Origin of the sequence: Enterococcus sp. E4-150 (assembly GCF_035726465.1) — a bacterium.
Lineage (GTDB): Bacteria > Bacillota > Bacilli > Lactobacillales > Enterococcaceae > Enterococcus_B > Enterococcus_B faecium.
Genome location: NZ_JAPRGK010000015.1, coordinates 1 through 17,501, shown reverse-complemented (window position 1 = coordinate 17,501; position 17,501 = coordinate 1). Strand labels below are relative to the sequence as shown.

The window sequence follows — 17,501 nt, the reverse complement described above, 5'->3', positions numbered from 1 at the left end:
AATAAGAACAAACAAAAATGGCTTCTCATGTTTTTCATTTGTTTTCTCTCATATTCAGGACAAGGTGCTGATTTCATAACCTCTTATTTATTCTTCATCTGGTGTCATTACCATTGGCAAAATCATTGGATGTCTTTCTGTACGTTCGAATAAGAAAGGCTGAAGCGCGCCAGTCATCGCTTCTTTCAATTTATATTCTGAACAGTCAGGTCCATTCAAACATTCTCTTAAAGCGTGGAATAAGATTCGCTGAGCTTCATTGATCATTTCTCCTGATTCTCGCATGTAGACAAATCCACGAGAGAGAATATCTGGACCAGCCAAGATTTCTTTTTTCTTGATATCCACTGTCGCGACAGCTAATACAAGACCTTCTTCTGAAAGCAGGTGACGGTCACGTAAAACGACATTACCAATATCACCGATCCCGCTACCATCGATATACACATCTCCAGCCACAAAATGCCCAGCAGGACGCGCAGAATCGCTAGTTAACGCTAAAACATCGCCATTTTCCATGATGAAGCAGTTTTCTGCAGGAACACCTACATCTTGTGCTAGAGAAGCATGTACTTTCAACATGCGGAATTCTCCGTGGACAGGAATAAAATATTTTGGCTTCATCAAACGAAGCATTAATTTTTGTTCTTCTTGACCACCGTGACCGGAAGTATGGATGTTATTGATTTTTCCGTGAATCACTTCTGCACCAGCTTCAGACAGCAAATTGATCAAATGATTGACACTTGTTGTATTACCAGGAATAGGTGAACTTGAAAAGATCACTGTATCGTCTGGCTGGATTTGGATTTGACGGTGAGTACCATTCGCGATGCGGCTCAACGCGGCCATCGCTTCTCCTTGAGAACCTGTACATAGGATCATCGTTTCATTGGCAGGCAAGCGATTGATTTCGTGTGCATCTACAAATGTGCCGTCTGGAACTTTGATATATCCTAAACGTTGACCGTTGACGATGGCATTTTCCATGCTTCGTCCGAAAACAGCGATTTTACGACCAGTTGCCACAGCGGCATCTGCTGCTTGCTGCAAACGGAAGATGTTAGAAGCAAAGCTGGCAAAAATGATACGTCCTTCGATTTTTGAAAAGATCTTCAAAATAGAATGCCCAATCGTTTTTTCTGATTTAGTAAATGTTGGAATCTCAGCATTTGTACTATCAGATAAAAGGCACAAGACTCCTTCTTCCCCGATACGAGCCATTTTATGCAAGTTTGCTGGTTCGCCAACAGGAGTGAAATCGAATTTGAAGTCTCCGGTCGCTACGATATTTCCAGAAGGTGTTTTCACCACGATCCCTAATGCATCTGGGATACTATGGGTCGTTCTGAAAAAGCTGACAGAAGTCTTTCTAAAACGGATGATCGTATCTTCATTGATCTCATGGAGCTCTGCATCTCGAAGCAAGCCATGCTCATCTAATTTGTTTGTGATCAACGCTAATGCGAGAGGACCAGCATAGATAGGAATATTTGCTTGTTTCAGCAAGTAGGGTATTCCGCCGATGTGGTCTTCGTGCCCGTGAGTAATCACCAAGGCTTTTACTTTGTGTAAGTTTTGTATGATGTAGCTGTAGTCGGGAATGACATAGTCAATTCCAAGTAAATCGTCTTCCGGGAATTTGATCCCGGCATCAATCAAAATGATTTCATCTTGGAATTGTACCCCATACGTATTTTTCCCGATTTCACCTAATCCACCAATAGCAAAGACGCCTGTCTCGTTATTTTTGATGGAAAGTTTCATATTAAAACTCCACTAATGAGAAATCAGCATTTTCTTTTTCGTACTCTAGATGACTTCCTTCTAGAAGTTGAACGAATTCAATATTGTATGGGGTATTTTCTTCCACACGTTGGCGAGCGTCTACATCGCTTTTTGCCTCAATGTAAAGAGATTTTGTTTCTTCCCGTTTAGGGTTGCGTACTTTTGTTTCTTGATAATAAACTTTATAGATCATTGTTTTGTCTCCTTTATCTGCGTAAAGCAGTGATTTAGCTAGTTGATTTTTTTAGACAACACAAAACGAGGGGACAAGCCACCTGGTTTTTCATATACTTTGACTAGAATACTGGATTCGAGTCAAAGAGACAAGCCTCGTTTTTGCTTATCTGTTCGGATATTTTTTCAACCGTACCTTCTGTATAAAAAATATACAACAATTAATTGTTATTCTAGCATAAAACAGCAAATAAGTATAGAAATCAACTAGATTGAAAGAAAAAATCAATGTTTATCATCCCGCTATAATCATAATGACTTTTTTATGAGAGAAGTGTTCTATTAATAGGCTCGTTGTGCTATCATTTTTAGTAATGAAAATGTAACAAAAGATTAAAAGGAGATGAGAAAGTGAAACTAATGTGGCATTATACCATGCGTTATAAGAAATTCTTGTTTTTCAATTTCATATGCGTATTTGGTTTTATTTTGATTGAATTAGGACTTCCTACGATTTTAGCACGTATGATCGATGTAGGAATCCGCAATGATGATTTTGATTATGTGAAGCAACAAGGGATATTTATGATCGTTATTACTGTAATCGGTATTATTTTGAATATCTTGTTAGGTTATTTTGGTTCGAGGATTACGACTAATATCGTAGCAGATATTCGAGATGATTTGTTCGAAAAGATCCAAAGTTATTCGCATCAGGAATACGAAAATCTAGGCGTATCTTCATTGATCACTCGTACAACAAACGATGCTTATCAGATCATGTTGTTCCTGCAAAATATTTTACGTATCGGTTTTATGGCACCAATGATGTTCATTGTCAGTTTGTACATGGTCATGCGTACAAGTGTGACACTCAGTTTGTATGTAGTAGGTGCATTACCTTTACTATTATTGGCAGTCGTAGCGATTGCTAAGGTGTCTGAACCGTTATCTAAAAAGCAACAAAAAAACTTAGATAAAATCAACAGTATCTTGCGGGAAAATCTTTCAGGATTGCGTGTGATTCGTGCATTCGTCAATGAAAAGTTTGAAGAAAAACGTTTTGCTGTAGTCAATGAGAATTATGCTTCTAGTTCAAAAAGCTTATTCCGTTTGATGGCTGTTGCACAACCGGGTTTTTATTTCTTATTTAATATCGTAATGGTATTGATCATCTGGAGCGGGGCAGTGCAAATCGATGCAGGCGAGCTTCGTGTAGGAGATTTGATTGCGTTTATCGAGTATATATTCCATGCCTTGTTCTCATTCATGTTATTTGCCAGTGTGTTCATGATGTATCCAAGAGCAGCTGTTTCAGCTGGACGTATCCAAGAAGCCCTAGATGCCAAACCTTCGATTGTAGAAGATCCAAAGGGTATATCTGATACAAAAACTAAAGGGTATATCGAATTTCAAAATGTAACATTTGCTTATCCAGGCCATTCGCAAGAACCAGTGATTCGAAATGTCAGTTTTACAGCCTCTCCAGGAGAAACCGTTGCTTTTATTGGAAGTACCGGTAGCGGAAAATCTACGTTGATCCAATTGATTCCTCGCTTTTATGATGTGAGTGAAGGAAAGATCTTGATCGATGGAGTAGACGTGAGAGATTATCGGCTAAGCAAGTTGCGAGATAAGATTGGGTTTATTCCGCAAAAAGCGTTGCTATTTACTGGAACGATTGCAGATAATTTGCGATACGGGAAAGAAGATGCTACGCAAGAAGAAATGGAACGTGCAGCTGAGATTGCTCAAGCTTCAGAATTCATTTCTCGAAAACCAGATGGATTTAATGAACATTTATCAGAAGGTGGTTCCAATTTTTCAGGTGGGCAAAAACAACGATTGGCAATAGCCAGAGCCATCATACGCCGTCCGGAAATCTATATTTTTGATGACAGCTTTTCTGCATTAGATTATCAAACGGATGCGAAGTTACGTGCTCGTCTGAAAAAAGAAACGACAGAATCTACTGTATTGATCGTAGCACAACGTGTGGGAACGATCATGCATGCAGATAAGATCATCGTATTAAATGAAGGAGAAGTCGTCGGTATGGGGACGCATCGGGAGTTGTTGGAAGAATGCCCGATTTATTATGATATTGCCGCTTCTCAATTATCAAAGGAGGAATTAGCATGAAAAAAACCTTTTCTTCCTTAAAACGTTTAGCTCGATATATCAGACCGTATCGTGGGACTTTTCTTTTAGTGATCCTATTTACAGTTCTAACAGTGGCTTTCAACGTGGCTTTGCCATATGTTACAGGACTTCCTACTACAGAAATCAGCCGTAATATTGCCAATGGCGAATCAATCAATTTTTCTTATATATTCAAATGTCTCATTTGGATCACAGTTGTTGGAATAGGGTATTGTATTTCGCAATTACTTTCTGGTGTTTTGATGACAAATGTCGTTCAAAGTGCCATGCATGATTTGAGAAGAGACATAGAAGAAAAAATCAATCGTCTTCCGGTTTCATATTTCGATAAAAACCAGCAAGGAAATATTTTGTCTCGTGTGACGAATGATGTAGATGCAGTCAGCGGTGCTTTACAACAAGCTTTTATTGGTATCGTAAATGCGATATTGGGAATTACGTTGGCTGCAGCAATGATGTTTTATATCCAGCCGATGATGGCGCTGATCTCTATGATCATGATTCCAACATCGATCTGGATCTCCAAACGAGTGATCAATGCTTCGCAGAAATATTTTCAAAGCATGCAGAATTCTCTTGGTGAGCTAAACGGCTACGTCCAAGAAAATATGACAGGTTTTAGTGTATTGAAAGTATATGGACGCGAAAAAGAAACATTGGAAGGATTCAAAAAAGTTAATCACAGCTTGAAATACTTTGGGTTTCGTGCAGCATTCATTTCTGGCTTGATGATGCCTCTAGTTCAGTTAACTGCCTATGCTACTTATATTGGTATGGCTGTTCTAGGAAGCTTTTATGTTATTACTGGGGCGATCGTTGTCGGTCAACTACAAGCATTCATCCAATATATTTGGCAAATCAGTCAGCCAATGGGGAACGTGACACAATTGTCTTCAGTTTTGCAAAGTGCATCAGCGGCAACGAAACGTGTATTCGAGATTTTAGATGAGCCAGAAGAAAAAGAAAACAAAGTAGATGCTTCACTGCCAGAAACGATTTTAGGAGATGTGACATTCGATCATGTCGATTTTGCATATGATCCGAAGAAACCATTAATCCAAGATTTGAATTTTGAAGTGAAAGCTGGTCAAACCGTAGCTGTGGTCGGTCCGACCGGTGCCGGCAAGACGACATTGATCAATCTATTGATGCGTTTTTATGACGTAGACAAAGGAGCAATAAGGATTGATGGAATTGACACCAAATCAATGAGTCGCAGTGATGTGCGTTCGCTATTTGGTATGGTCTTGCAAGATGCATGGCTTTATCAAGGAACGATTGCAGATAATATCCGCTTCGGAAAGCTTGATGCGACAGATTATGAAGTAGTTGATGCTGCGAAAACAGCAAACGTAGATCATTTTATCCGAACAATGCCAGATGGATATGATATGGCCATCAATTCTGAGGGAGACAATGTGTCTTTAGGACAAAAACAGTTGCTGACGATTGCCCGAGCAGTGGTCTCCGATCCTAAAATCTTGATTTTAGATGAAGCAACAAGTTCAGTAGACACCCGTTTAGAAGCGTTGATTCAAAAAGCAATGGATCGCGTGATGGAGGGACGGACAAGTTTCGTCATCGCTCACCGTTTATCGACAATCCGTGATGCAGATCTGATTCTAGTGATGGATCAAGGTCAGATCATTGAAAAAGGAACGCATGAGAGTTTATTGGCACAAGGTGGATTTTATGAAAAACTGTATAACAGCCAATTTGCTGAGGAAGCAGAATAAGTCATATAAGAATAAAACAGTTTAAAACTTATTTTTTGTTCTCTATTCTTGATAATGGTAAAGTAAAGTTATCAAGAATAGTGAGGACACGGAGATGGAACAGTTTTTAAATGAAAAAATCACTGAAGCCAAAAGAGAAATTGATCGTTTAACGCACGTCTGTCAGACAAAACCATTTGATTCAGCTGATTTTTTTGAAAATGAGTTTCAAATCGAACGCTTGGCAGCACAAATAGAAGTGTACGAATTAATTTTAAAAAAAGTAATAGAAGAAAATATAGATGTACAATAAAAACAGGTAAAACGTCAGTTACCAGATACTGTAAATAGACATCTGGCCTGAGCAGGTTTTACCTGTTTTTTTCTTATGAAATAAATATATGCTATGATATCTTTATTCAATAGGATTAGTTTCTACAAAAAATGAAAGGAGAAAAATAAATATGGAACGGTTTATAGCATCAAATGCCACAGTGATTGGTGATGTGACATTGTCAGAAGATGTGACGATCTGGTATCAAGCTGTTTTACGCGGGGACAGTAATTGGATAAAAATAGGACAAAGAACGAATATCCAAGATGGTACAATCATCCATGTCGATCATGATGCACCTGTAGATATTGCGGAGAATGTGACGGTAGGACATCAGTGCATGCTACACGGCTGTACAATCGAAAAAGGGGCGCTGATCGGGATGGGAACCACGATATTGAATCATGCGGTTATTGGTGAGAATAGTTTGATTGGTGCTGGATCATTAGTAACAGAAGGAAAAGTTATTCCTCCTAATGTCTTGGCTTTTGGTCGTCCAGCTAAAGTGATCCGACCTTTGACAAAAGAAGAAATCCAAAAAAACAAAGAAAACATCCAGCATTATGTCGAAATAGGTCGGATGCATGCGCAAGGAAAATTCAAGGAGAAAAGATAGGCAGTAGCATCCATAAAAATAAAAAAAGGATGGTCAGTTTGAGCTGGCCATCCTTTTTTTGGTTTAGATAAGAGAGCTTAAAAAGCTTCTTTTGAAACAGATTAATTTAATGAAGAACTGTTTTCCATGACTTCATCGATCAATCCATATGCTTTTGCTTGTTCAGCTGTCATATAGTTGTCACGGTCTGTATCTTTTTCAATCACTTCAAGCGGTTGGCCAGTGCGTTCAGCTAAAATTTTGTTTAAGCGTTCGCGTGTTTGTAAAATATGACGTGCCGCAATTTCGATTTCAGTTGCTTGACCTTGAGCGCCGCCAAGAGGTTGATGGATCATGATCTCAGCATTTGGTAAAGCAAATCGTTTCCCTTTTGTACCAGCTGTCAGCAAGAAGCTTCCCATTGAAGCAGCCATACCCATAACGATTGTTTGGACATCAGCTTTGACAAAGTTCATTGTGTCGTAGATAGCCATACCTGCTGTAACTGAACCACCAGGAGAATTGATATAAAGATAGATATCTTTTTCAGAATCTTGAGCATCTAAGAAAAGCAATTGGGCGATGATCGAATTAGCAAGATCATCAGTTACTTGGCCGCTTAACATGATGATACGGTCTTTCAATAAACGTGAGTAGATATCGTAAGCTCTTTCGCCTCGTGATGATTGTTCAATGACTGTAGGAATTAAATTCATAATAGAGTTCCTCCTTGGTTTCGTTTAGAAATAGTGTACCATAATTTAGTTTCTAATACCTAAAAAGTAGTATACATTTTTGGTCAAAAAAGGTCAAATAAAAAACTTAGGCAAATTAGTCGCATAAACCTGCTTTATGGTATGATAAGCAGAGAAGCAAAACAAGGAGGAACAACAGATTGATAGTTGGTATTACCGGTCTTATCGGCGTGTTGACGGGTGCTGTAGTTGTCTATATCGGCATGATACTGCAAATGCGTCACTTGGAAAATAAAGAACAGCGTAGACGTGAATTGGAATTGAAAGTCAAAGAAATCGAGACGCTGAACCAATTAAATAAAAAGATCAACGAGATCTTGCAAAAACGGACGACGCTGATGGAAGAATATGTCAGCTTTGATGCATTCGATGATTGTTATATCACGATTGACGATTTTGCGTATCTCCAATCATTTTCAGCGCAGAATAGTTTTTATCTGCCAAATTATATTTTAGATGAGCTGTTTAAGAACATCTCCCATCGAAAAGTGATTTTATCTCCAGATGAAACAATGAAGATTGGTGGATATGCTTATAAAGGCGGACGCGTGATTTTAGAGAATTTTACGGATAGTTTGACTGAAATGATCAATGAAAAAAAAGCACAGTTGAAGACTATGACGCGCCAGCCGATTGGTTTCTTCTCGAAAGATGATGTTTGGAGCTGATATTTTGAAGTATTGCCGTTGCACATGAGAGCGTGGCAATGCTTTCTTTTTTTCTTAATGATACAATAGAACTGAACGGAGTGAAGAAAGATGTTACAAATCTATGCTCATCGCGGAAGCAGCGGTACCCACCCAGAAAATACCCTTCCTGCATTTGCAGAAGCTGTACGAGTAGGTGCAGATGGTATCGAATTAGATGTTCATCTAAGCAAAGATGGTTATTTGATCGTTATGCATGACGAAGAAGTGGATCGGACGACTAACGGTAAAGGGCTGATTCGAGAAAAAACATTGGAAGAACTCAAAAAATTGAATGCAGGAGGCAAATTCAGCAAAGAATTTCCAGCAGCTAAAGTTCCTGAATTGAGAGAAGTGTTAGGACTGCTTCTCCAAAAAAATTACCGAGGGATGCTAATGATTGAAATTAAAACTGATCAGTATGAATATCCCGGTATCGAAGAAAAATTAGCCGAAACATTAAAAAGTAGAGATTGGCCTTTTCAACATGCATATTGCAGCTTTCATTTGGATTCTTTGGAAAAAATCGCGTTACTGGAACCGGAGATACAGCTGGACTTATTGATGAGTACTTCTGATAAAAAGATCCAGCTAGCAGCAGAAACCCCTTATATAGAAGGAGTACATCCAAAAAATACTTGGTTGTTCGAACATCCAGTCCAGGCAGCTGATTTTCCAAAAGCAATTCGTGCATGGACGATTAACGATGAAGAAGAAATGGCCAAATGTCAAGAACTCAAAATAGATGGAATAATAACTGATTTTCCGGAGAAAGCTCTTCGGTGGAAACAATCAACGAAAAGTAGGTAAAATATGGAAAAAGTATTAGTGATCGTCGGTCCGACAGCAGTCGGTAAAACAGCGCTAAGTGTGGAACTCGCACAACTATTTGGAGGAGAGATCATCAGTGGTGATTCACTGCAAATCTATAAAAATCTGGATATCGGTACAGCAAAAATCAAAGAAGAAGAGATGAATGATGTTCCGCATCATTTGATTGATGTGATTGAACCTACTCAACGTTACTCAGCCGCTGATTTTCAGCATTCAGGTCGACAATTGATTACTGAAATTGCGAACCGAGAGCACCTACCTATCATAGCTGGTGGTACGGGTCTGTATATCCAATCCCTTCTATATGATTATCAGTTAGGAGCGACAGAAGAAGCGAATCCTGAGATTAGAAAAAAATACGAAACGTTAGCTGAAACAATTGGTTCCCAAGCATTATGGAATCAGTTGAAAGAAAAAGACCCGGCAGCTGCTGAGAAAATCCACTGGAACAATCAACGAAAGGTGATAAGAGCTCTGGAAGTTTTAGAGACGACAGGACATAGTATCACGGCACCTAAAGAAGAGCCAAAGCAATTGTATGATTACCTCATGATTGGATTAGATACGAAGCGTAGTATTCTTTATGAACGAATCAATCAAAGAGTCGATTTGATGCTAGCAGAAGGTTTAGTAGCAGAAGCGCGTAAGGTGTATGAGCTTGGAGAAGTCCAGGCCAGTCAAGGTATTGGATATAAAGAATTTTTCCCTTATTTTGAAGGGAAAGAAACATTGGAAGAAGCAACAGAACAAGTCAAACTACATTCGAGAAGATACGCGAAACGTCAGTTGACGTGGTTTCGTAACCGTTTGGATGCACAGTGGTTTGATCTTATAAGTGAGCCAAATCAAAAAAGTCAGATTGAGCAAACAATCAAAAAATGGCTGGAGGCGGAATAAAATGGAAGAAAAAGTGATCATCGTAGGGGTAGAAACCGAAGCAAACCAGCGTTACTTTTCAGAGTCAATGGAAGAGCTAGTTCAGCTGACGAATACCGCATCAGGAGAAGTCGTATTCACAATTACACAAAAGAGACCACAAGTGGATCGGCAAACGATTATCGGTAAAGGGAAATTACAAGAATTAGTTCAACAAGCGGATGCGCATGAAGCGGATTTGATCATCTTTAATCATGAGCTAACTCCGAGACAGAGCCAACTGATTACCGATGCTGTTGGTCTTCCGGTGATTGATCGCGTGCAGCTGATCTTAGATATTTTTGCGATGCGTGCTCGTTCGAAAGAAGGGAAGCTGCAGGTTGAACTTGCTCAGTTAGAATACCTGCTGCCTCGTTTAGTAGGGCAAGGGAAAACATTATCTCGTCTTGGCGGTGGGATCGGAACAAGAGGGCCAGGTGAAACAAAGTTAGAAACAGACCGCCGACATATACGGAATAAAATTTTTGCTGTTAAGAAAGAATTGAAAGAAGTAGAAGCTCATCGAGAGCGCAATCGCCAAAAAAGAAAAAATAGCGAGATTTTTCAGATTGGACTTATTGGCTACACGAATGCCGGGAAGTCAACTATCTTGAATCTATTGACACAAGCGGATACTTATTCGAAAGATCAATTGTTTGCAACGTTAGATCCATTGACTAAGAGATGGCGTTTTGCTGAAGGATTTGAGATTACTGTAACGGATACCGTCGGGTTCATCCAAGACCTGCCTACGCAACTGATCGATGCTTTCCATTCTACATTAGAAGAAAGTCAAAATATGGATCTTTTGCTACATGTAGTCGATGCTAGTTCTCCAGATCGTATTTTACAGGAGCAGACTGTCCTAAAATTGATGGATGAACTGAATATGAAAGAAATGCCGATACTGACTGTTTACAATAAGGCAGACCAGATCGACCCAGCGATGTTCACGCCTACGCTATTTCCAAATGTATTGATTTCTACTCAGACGAAAGAAGGTAAGATGGCGTTGATCGAAGCAATCAAACGTCAGCTGATGGAACTAATGACCCCTTATACACTTTCTGTGCCAAGCAACGAAGGACAGAAATTAAGCGAGTTGAGAAGACAAACAATGGTTTTGGACGAAGCGTACATGGAAGAAACAAACGAATATGAAGTTAAAGGGTTTGCAAAAACCAATTCAAAATGGTTAAGAAAAAACCAATAAAATTTTGTTTTTTTAACAATAAAAACACTAATAAAGGATAGTACAGTATAATAAAAAAATAAAAGGTATCTGGTACGAAAATCAACTAGATACCTTTTTTGTTTTCTTGTTTTTTGTTATTTTATAAAAAAATAGAGATCTCATGTTAGAAAACCTAACATATGCAGTTGACAATATTTTTTTTAATTGGTACACTTTAGCCAACTTATAAAACGAAAGGGGACGTCTGATGGGAGAAAAGGAATTGCGCCGATCTATGTCCGTATTTCCAATTGGTACAGTTATGAAGCTGACTGATTTGTCTGCTCGGCAAATTCGCTATTATGAAGAACAAGATTTAGTTCATCCGGAACGAAGCGAAGGAAACCGACGTATGTATTCGCTGAATGATATTGATATGCTGCTTGAGATTAAAGACTATCTTTCAGATGGATTGAATATGGCTGGGATCAAACGTGTATACGAAATGGCACAGGCGAAAAAACAAGAAGCAAAAAACAAGAAGCCGTTGACAGATCATGACGTTCGACAAATTTTTCGTGATGAGATTTTGGCGCAAGGTGGGTTAAGCAAAACAGGTCATTATCAGTCGCAAGGATTGCAAAGACAATTCTTTGACTGAATAAATTAAAAAAGGAAGAGGGATACCATGGTAAAGAAACAGATAACAGGTGAAGAAATCAAACGAATCATTGAGGAAGAAAACGTACGATTTTTACGATTGATGTTCACAGACATCTTAGGTACGATCAAAAATGTAGAAGTTCCAGTGAGCCAGATCGACAAAGTATTAGAAAATAAAATGATGTTTGACGGTTCTTCGATTGAAGGATTTGTTCGAATTGAAGAAAGCGATATGTATTTGTATCCAGATCTCTCCACTTGGATGATCTTCCCATGGGAAAGTGCTCATGGAAAAGTTGCTCGTTTAATTTGTGATATCTATAATCCGGATGGGACACCATTTGCCGGCGATCCTCGCGGGAATTTGAAACGAGCATTGAAAGATATGCGCGACCTTGGTTTTACCTCTTTCAATTTAGGACCTGAACCAGAATTCTTCTTATTTAAATTAGACGAAGACGGTGGGATCACAACGACCTTGAATGATAAAGGTGGTTATTTTGATTTTGCACCAACAGATTTAGGTGAAAATTGCCGCCGTGACATCGTGTTGGAATTAGAAAGTCTAGGCTTTGAAGTGGAAGCTTCACATCATGAAGTAGCGCCAGGACAGCATGAAATTGACTTTAAATATGCAGATGTGGTAGATGCTTGTGATAATATCCAAACCTTCAAGCTCGTTGTCAAAACGATTGCACGCAAGCATGGACTTCACGCGACTTTCATGCCGAAACCGTTATTTGGGATCAATGGTTCTGGTATGCATTGCAATATGTCTTTGTTCAATGATGAAGGAAATGTTTTCTATGATAAAGATGGTGAATTGGAACTAAGTGAAACAGCTTATCATTTCTTAGGTGGTTTGCTGAAACATGCTCGTGCCTACACAGCCGTTTGCAATCCAACAGTCAATTCTTATAAACGTCTCGTTCCAGGTTATGAAGCGCCTGTTTATGTCGCATGGAGCGGTCGTAATCGTTCGCCATTAGTACGTGTACCAGAATCTCGCGGTTTATCCACACGTTTGGAATTGCGGTCAGTTGATCCATCTGCAAACCCATACTTGGCAATGGCAGTATTGTTGCAAGCAGGACTAGACGGTATCCGTAATCAGATCACACCGCCAGCAGCTGTTGACCGTAACATTTATGTAATGGATGAGGAAGAAAGAGAAGCTGCACATATCCAGGACTTACCTTCAACTATCCATAATGCTATCAAAGAATTGCGTAAGGATAATGTAATGATTGACGCATTAGGACAACATATCTTCTCAAATTTTGTTGAAGCAAAACGTCTCGAATGGGCGGCATTCAGACAAACTGTTTCCGAGTGGGAAAGAGAACAATATCTAGAACTTTATTAAAACAGGAATAACGTGAATTAGAGACTGTGAAATCAGCGTTTTGACCTGAGTATTAGAGAAACAAACGTCAAAATAGTTCCTCATATTTTGCCGTTTTTTGAGCTAATACCGAGGGTCAGCTGATTGAACACTGTTTAGTGGAGAGGTTGTGAAAAAGCTGCCCTGCAACAAGTAATAAGAATAGCCAAGCAAAAACAGCTTTTCTTGTTTTTGAATTGGCTGAACTTATTACCGCAGATGCAAGCTTTTGAACACCGTTTACCAAGAGGTTTTGAAAAAGACGTTTAGTTTCGAGTATTAAGAAAAATTTTGTGAAAATGGCTTTCTACATTTTTGCATAAATTTGGCTTGATACCGAGAAACTGGCTTTTGAACACCGTTTATCAAGAGGTCGTAAGCCTGCCGTTTAACTCTGAGTCACAAGGAGCAATTTCAAAAACAGCTTCTCATGTTTGATGGATATTGTGACTTGTGACCGAGGAGTTGGCAGGAGAACACCGTTTATTTAGAAATAAGGAGGCACGACTTTTGTCGCATCTCCTTATTTTTTACTTATGTGATTCGTTACCTTCAATGAATCCCTACAAGGCACTTTTGTTGAAAAAAAGGTCATCTTTGAAAAAATTAGTGGAACTGTTTTGTTTTTGATATTATTTAATAGAAAAGATATGCCAAAAATCCGAGAACTGTGGACTACGTTTTTTACGTAAAGGAGGTAAATAAGGGTGAAAGAAAAAGATTGTTTCTACGATAAGCTATATAAACTGTTGCTGCAAGTAGGAAAAAGTAGTTCTTTGTTAGGTGGGATATTATCTATCATAATGTTTGTTTTATTTTTTTATCTATTGTTTCACTTAAAATTTTTCAGTAACGATTTTCTGATTTGCTTAGGTTTAACGTTAGCTATGTTTATATCAAGCTTATTATGTGGGTTAAATTTTTTTTGCACTCATAAAGGACTTAAGAAATAATTTCTCAAAGGATATCGAAAAAGAAAAAATTGTAAGCGGATAGTATTCATTTGAGTACTTGACTTTCCCTTAGTCAGCTTGTATTATACACCTTGGGCACCCTTTTAGAGGGTCAGAAGTTTACAGAAATTTCGGCTCCCTATTCTTATTGAAGAATAGGGAGCTTTGTTTATTTTCTGAGACTTTTCCTGCACATAAATTAAAAAGGAGTTTTTGAACTTATGACAAAATATATTTTTGTGACCGGCGGTGTCGTTTCATCAATCGGAAAAGGGATTGTTGCAGCTTCTTTAGGACGCTTATTGAAAAACCGCGGCTTAAAAGTAACTATCCAAAAATTTGATCCATACATCAACGTGGATCCGGGGACGATGAGCCCATATCAGCACGGAGAAGTATTCGTAACAGATGATGGTGCTGAAACAGATTTGGATCTGGGCCACTACGAACGTTTTATTGACATCAATTTGAACAAATACTCCAACGTGACGACAGGAAAAATCTATTCTGAAGTTTTGCGTAAAGAACGTAAGGGCGAATACTTGGGAGCAACTGTTCAAGTTATTCCTCATATTACAAATGAGATCAAAGAAAAAATCATGCGAGCAGCTAAAATGACTGATTCAGATGTGATCATTACAGAAGTAGGGGGAACAGTAGGGGATATAGAATCTTTGCCATTCCTTGAAGCACTTCGTCAAATGAAAGCAGATGTCGGTACAGATAATGTTATGTATATCCATACAACATTGATTCCTTACTTGAAAGCTGCTGGAGAAATGAAAACTAAACCAACGCAGCACAGTGTAAAAGAGCTACGTGGTTTAGGTATCCAACCGAATATTTTGGTGGTACGTACAGAGCAACCTGTTTCTCAAAGCGTGAAAAATAAATTGGCACAATTTTGTGATGTCGAACCAGAAGCAGTTATCGAGTCGCCAGATGTAGATACACTTTACTCCATCCCATTAGTTTTACAAGCACAAGGAATGGATCAAATTGTTTGCGACCATTTAAAACTAGATACACCAGAAGCAGACATGACAGAATGGAAAGAATTAGAAGAACGTGTCTTGAACTTGAAGAAAAAAGTACGGATTGCGCTTGTCGGTAAATATGTCGAGTTACCAGATGCATATATCTCAGTAGTTGAAGCATTGAAACATTCTGGTTTCGCCTATAATTCAGACATCGAGATCGATTGGATCAAAGCACAAGAATTAACGAGAGAAAATGTAGAAGAACGTTTGAAAGACGCAGATGGAATCTTGGTTCCTGGTGGATTTGGTGATCGCGGAGTAGAAGGGAAAATCGAAGCGATTCGTTATGCTCGCGAAAATGACGTTCCGTTTTTAGGTATTTGTCTTGGTATGCAGATGGCTTGTGTCGAATTTGCACGTAACGTCGTTGGATTAGAAGATGCGTCATCAGCTGAAACGAATCCAGATACAGCAAACAATATTATTGATTTAATGGCTGATCAGGAAAACATCGAGAATTTGGGTGGAACTTTACGCCTTGGATTATACCCATGTAAAATCAAAAAAGGAACGAAGACGGCTGAAGCATATGATGGAGCCGATGTTGTGCAAGAACGTCACCGTCACCGCTATGAGTTCAACAACAAATATCGTCAATTGTTTGAAGAACAAGGGCTAGTCTTTTCAGGTGTCTCACCAGATAACCGTTTAGTAGAAATCGTAGAGCTGCCAGAGAAAAAATTCTTTGTGGGATGCCAATTCCACCCAGAATTGATTTCTCGTCCAAATCGCCCGCAAAAATTAATCAAAGCATTTGTCGGAGCATCATTAGCAGATCACGAAACAAAATAATTTTTGAACTTGATAGAAAGAGAAAAGTAGCAAGAAAAGGGGATAAGCAATTTTCTTGTCACTTTTCTCTTTTTCTGATTTGTTATTATTTGTAGGAAAAAAGATAGAAAGCAAAAGACTTTTTTCGATTAAAGCGCTATTGGATATTTTATTTTTTGCAAAAAACTTCTTGAAAATTTTCATTTTCATTGATTTTAGTAGAAAACTACCGAAATGTTTGGTAAAATAGGGTCGTTGGTTAAGAATTGTCTTAACAAATTTAGTTTTACAAAACTTAGGAGGAATTTTATTATGCCAGTAGTATCAGGAGCTGAATTTTTAAAAGCTGCTCGTAAAGGCGGTTACGCTGTCGGCGGATTCAACACAAACAACTTGGAATGGACTCAAGCAATCCTTGAAGCGGCTGAAGCAAAACAAGCACCAGTACTTATCCAAACATCAATGGGTGCAGCTAAATACATGGGTGGTTACAAAATCTGTAAAGATTTAATCACTGATTTAGTTGAAGCAATGAACATCACTGTTCCAGTTGCTATCCACTTAGACCATGGTGACTACGAAGCTGCTTTGGAATGTATCGAATTAGGCTATACTTCAGTAATGTTCGATGGTTCACATCTACCATTTGAAGAAAACTTGAAATTAGCTAAAGACGTTGTTGAAAAAGCACATGCAAAAGGTATCTCAGTTGAATGTGAAGTTGGTTCAATCGGCGGAGAAGAAGACGGAATCATCGGTAACGGCGAATTAGCTGATATTGAAGAATGCAAACAAATGGTTGCTACAGGTATCGACTACTTAGCTTGCGGTATCGGTAACATCCATGGTCAATATCCAGAAAACTGGAAAGGATTAGCTTTTGACCACTTACAAGCAATTGCTGATGCTGTAGGTCCAGACATGCCTTTAGTATTACATGGCGGATCAGGTATTCCTCAAGATCAAATCGAAAAAGCTATCTCAATGGGTATCTCAAAAGTAAATGTTAACACTGAATTCCAATTATCATTTGCTGCAGCTACTCGTAAATATATCGAAGCTGGTAAAGATAAAGAAGGTAAAGGATTCGACCCTCGTAAATTATTAGCTCCAGGTAAAGCAGCAATCGTTGAAGATGCTAAATCTCATATCGACTGGTTCGGTTCAGCTAACAAAGCGTAATTCGTTTTAGCTGCATCAATAGCCCTCAAATACTGTTTATTCGGTTGTGAGAAAAAGAACGGGACATTTTTGTCCCGTTCTTTTTATGTTTTTAAATAACATATTTATTTGTTTATTTTTAGTAGATGGTATTCGCCTTAGAAAGGCAAAGTTATAATTATCAATAAGAGAGTTATTATTCCAAGGTTATAGAAACCTTTTATAAAAGGAATCTTTGTTAAAAAACATCTGTAGGAAAATCATCAGAAAGTCAAGTCCATAATCCTGTGTAAAATACTATACAATGTTTTACCGGTCTCTCATTGATCAAACTTAATATATTTTCTTGTAGAACTGAGCCATTCGTCATGAAGGTCCATAAGGACAGCTCCAATT

At 38.5% G+C, this 17,501-nt stretch carries 17 protein-coding genes; 13 read left to right on the top strand and 4 right to left on the bottom strand.

Annotation, left to right across the window (positions count from 1 at the left end; all coding sequences use genetic code 11):
• Positions 1-87: 87 nt before the first annotated feature.
• Positions 88-1,767 (bottom strand): ribonuclease J1, encoded by a 1,680-nt coding sequence (gene rnjA, locus OZ002_RS11190; protein ID WP_002287948.1) that lies wholly within the window; start codon positions 1,765-1,767, stop codon positions 88-90.
• A 1-nt stretch (position 1,768) separates the two neighbouring features.
• Complete coding sequence (locus tag OZ002_RS11185) at positions 1,769-1,981, bottom strand: DNA-directed RNA polymerase subunit epsilon (protein ID WP_002287947.1); 213 nt, start codon at positions 1,979-1,981, stop codon at positions 1,769-1,771.
• Positions 1,982-2,373: 392 nt separating this feature from the next.
• On the opposite strand from OZ002_RS11185, the gene efrA reads away from it, so the two are divergent.
• The 4 genes from efrA (at position 2,374) to OZ002_RS11165 (ending at position 6,790) form a co-directional block, all read left to right on the top strand.
• Entirely contained in the window at positions 2,374-4,104 is a 1,731-nt protein-coding gene (efrA, locus tag OZ002_RS11180) for a multidrug efflux ABC transporter subunit EfrA (protein ID WP_049141984.1), read from the top strand.
• The gene (gene efrB / locus OZ002_RS11175) at positions 4,101-5,861 is read left to right on the top strand and encodes a multidrug efflux ABC transporter subunit EfrB (RefSeq protein WP_002299665.1); all 1,761 of its coding nucleotides are present in this window, start codon (positions 4,101-4,103) and stop codon (positions 5,859-5,861) included. The genes efrA and efrB overlap by 4 nt, the downstream gene beginning before the upstream one ends.
• A gap of 94 nt (positions 5,862-5,955) precedes the next feature.
• A complete protein-coding gene (locus OZ002_RS11170; RefSeq protein WP_002294061.1) occupies positions 5,956-6,153 on the top strand; it encodes a hypothetical protein in 198 nt (65 codons plus the stop codon).
• 151 nt (positions 6,154-6,304) lie between these two features.
• Positions 6,305-6,790, top strand: coding sequence for a gamma carbonic anhydrase family protein (locus OZ002_RS11165; RefSeq protein WP_125179327.1), 486 nt, complete (start codon positions 6,305-6,307; stop codon positions 6,788-6,790).
• A gap of 101 nt (positions 6,791-6,891) precedes the next feature.
• Here OZ002_RS11165 and clpP read toward each other — a convergent pair whose 3' ends face one another.
• Positions 6,892-7,485 carry an ATP-dependent Clp endopeptidase proteolytic subunit ClpP gene (gene clpP / locus OZ002_RS11160; RefSeq protein ID WP_002289402.1) on the bottom strand — a complete coding sequence of 198 codons (594 nt, stop codon included), beginning with the start codon at positions 7,483-7,485 and terminating at the stop codon, positions 6,892-6,894.
• A 179-nt stretch (positions 7,486-7,664) separates the two neighbouring features.
• Here clpP and OZ002_RS11155 point away from each other — a divergent pair, with 179 nt between their 5' ends.
• The 8 genes from OZ002_RS11155 (at position 7,665) to OZ002_RS11120 (ending at position 15,965) form a co-directional block, all read left to right on the top strand.
• Positions 7,665-8,192: a hypothetical protein gene (locus OZ002_RS11155; protein ID WP_002289403.1), complete on the top strand. Its 528-nt coding sequence runs from the start codon at positions 7,665-7,667 to the stop codon at positions 8,190-8,192.
• A 90-nt stretch (positions 8,193-8,282) separates the two neighbouring features.
• Entirely contained in the window at positions 8,283-9,020 is a 738-nt protein-coding gene (locus OZ002_RS11150; RefSeq protein ID WP_002289404.1) for a glycerophosphodiester phosphodiesterase, read from the top strand.
• Between the two features lie 3 nt (positions 9,021-9,023).
• Positions 9,024-9,941, top strand: a complete 918-nt coding sequence (miaA, locus tag OZ002_RS11145) for a tRNA (adenosine(37)-N6)-dimethylallyltransferase MiaA (RefSeq protein ID WP_002299669.1) — start codon at positions 9,024-9,026, stop codon at positions 9,939-9,941.
• Position 9,942: 1 nt separating this feature from the next.
• Complete coding sequence (gene hflX / locus OZ002_RS11140) at positions 9,943-11,172, top strand: GTPase HflX (RefSeq protein ID WP_002289406.1); 1,230 nt, start codon at positions 9,943-9,945, stop codon at positions 11,170-11,172.
• A 229-nt stretch (positions 11,173-11,401) separates the two neighbouring features.
• Positions 11,402-11,794, top strand: a complete 393-nt coding sequence (locus OZ002_RS11135) for a MerR family transcriptional regulator (RefSeq protein ID WP_002299672.1) — start codon at positions 11,402-11,404, stop codon at positions 11,792-11,794.
• A 27-nt stretch (positions 11,795-11,821) separates the two neighbouring features.
• Positions 11,822-13,162 (top strand): type I glutamate--ammonia ligase, encoded by a 1,341-nt coding sequence (gene glnA / locus OZ002_RS11130; protein ID WP_002287001.1) that lies wholly within the window; start codon positions 11,822-11,824, stop codon positions 13,160-13,162.
• A gap of 725 nt (positions 13,163-13,887) precedes the next feature.
• On the top strand, positions 13,888-14,133 hold the full coding sequence (locus tag OZ002_RS11125; protein WP_002326505.1) for a hypothetical protein: 246 nt from the start codon (positions 13,888-13,890) through the stop codon (positions 14,131-14,133).
• A 221-nt stretch (positions 14,134-14,354) separates the two neighbouring features.
• Positions 14,355-15,965 (top strand): CTP synthase, encoded by a 1,611-nt coding sequence (locus OZ002_RS11120; protein WP_002286999.1) that lies wholly within the window; start codon positions 14,355-14,357, stop codon positions 15,963-15,965.
• Here OZ002_RS11120 and OZ002_RS11115 read toward each other — a convergent pair.
• Entirely contained in the window at positions 15,942-16,154 is a 213-nt protein-coding gene (locus OZ002_RS11115; RefSeq protein WP_231596137.1) for a hypothetical protein, read from the bottom strand. The two genes, OZ002_RS11120 and OZ002_RS11115, sit on opposite strands and share 24 nt — an antisense overlap.
• A 102-nt stretch (positions 16,155-16,256) precedes the next feature.
• Here OZ002_RS11115 and OZ002_RS11110 point away from each other — a divergent pair, with 102 nt between their 5' ends.
• On the top strand, positions 16,257-17,126 hold the full coding sequence (locus tag OZ002_RS11110) for a class II fructose-bisphosphate aldolase (RefSeq protein WP_002294057.1): 870 nt from the start codon (positions 16,257-16,259) through the stop codon (positions 17,124-17,126).
• The last annotated feature ends 375 nt before the right edge of the window (positions 17,127-17,501 follow it).

Excerpts from the sequence above, each read along its gene's own strand:
- OZ002_RS11110 (WP_002294057.1), top strand. The coding sequence starts at position 16,257 with ATGCCAGTAGTATCAGGAGCTGAATTTTTAAAAGCTGCTCGTAAAGGC.
- OZ002_RS11115 (WP_231596137.1), bottom strand. The coding sequence starts at position 16,154 with ATGAAAATGAAAATTTTCAAGAAGTTTTTTGCAAAAAATAAAATATCC.
- OZ002_RS11150 (WP_002289404.1), top strand. The coding sequence starts at position 8,283 with ATGTTACAAATCTATGCTCATCGCGGAAGCAGCGGTACCCACCCAGAA.
- clpP (WP_002289402.1), bottom strand. The coding sequence starts at position 7,485 with ATGAATTTAATTCCTACAGTCATTGAACAATCATCACGAGGCGAAAGA.
- miaA (WP_002299669.1), top strand. The coding sequence starts at position 9,024 with ATGGAAAAAGTATTAGTGATCGTCGGTCCGACAGCAGTCGGTAAAACA.
- efrB (WP_002299665.1), top strand. The coding sequence starts at position 4,101 with ATGAAAAAAACCTTTTCTTCCTTAAAACGTTTAGCTCGATATATCAGA.
- OZ002_RS11120 (WP_002286999.1), top strand. The coding sequence starts at position 14,355 with ATGACAAAATATATTTTTGTGACCGGCGGTGTCGTTTCATCAATCGGA.
- OZ002_RS11165 (WP_125179327.1), top strand. The coding sequence starts at position 6,305 with ATGGAACGGTTTATAGCATCAAATGCCACAGTGATTGGTGATGTGACA.
- glnA (WP_002287001.1), top strand. The coding sequence starts at position 11,822 with ATGGTAAAGAAACAGATAACAGGTGAAGAAATCAAACGAATCATTGAG.
- OZ002_RS11135 (WP_002299672.1), top strand. The coding sequence starts at position 11,402 with ATGGGAGAAAAGGAATTGCGCCGATCTATGTCCGTATTTCCAATTGGT.
- OZ002_RS11170 (WP_002294061.1), top strand. The coding sequence starts at position 5,956 with ATGGAACAGTTTTTAAATGAAAAAATCACTGAAGCCAAAAGAGAAATT.
- OZ002_RS11185 (WP_002287947.1), bottom strand. The coding sequence starts at position 1,981 with ATGATCTATAAAGTTTATTATCAAGAAACAAAAGTACGCAACCCTAAA.
- rnjA (WP_002287948.1), bottom strand. The coding sequence starts at position 1,767 with ATGAAACTTTCCATCAAAAATAACGAGACAGGCGTCTTTGCTATTGGT.
- hflX (WP_002289406.1), top strand. The coding sequence starts at position 9,943 with ATGGAAGAAAAAGTGATCATCGTAGGGGTAGAAACCGAAGCAAACCAG.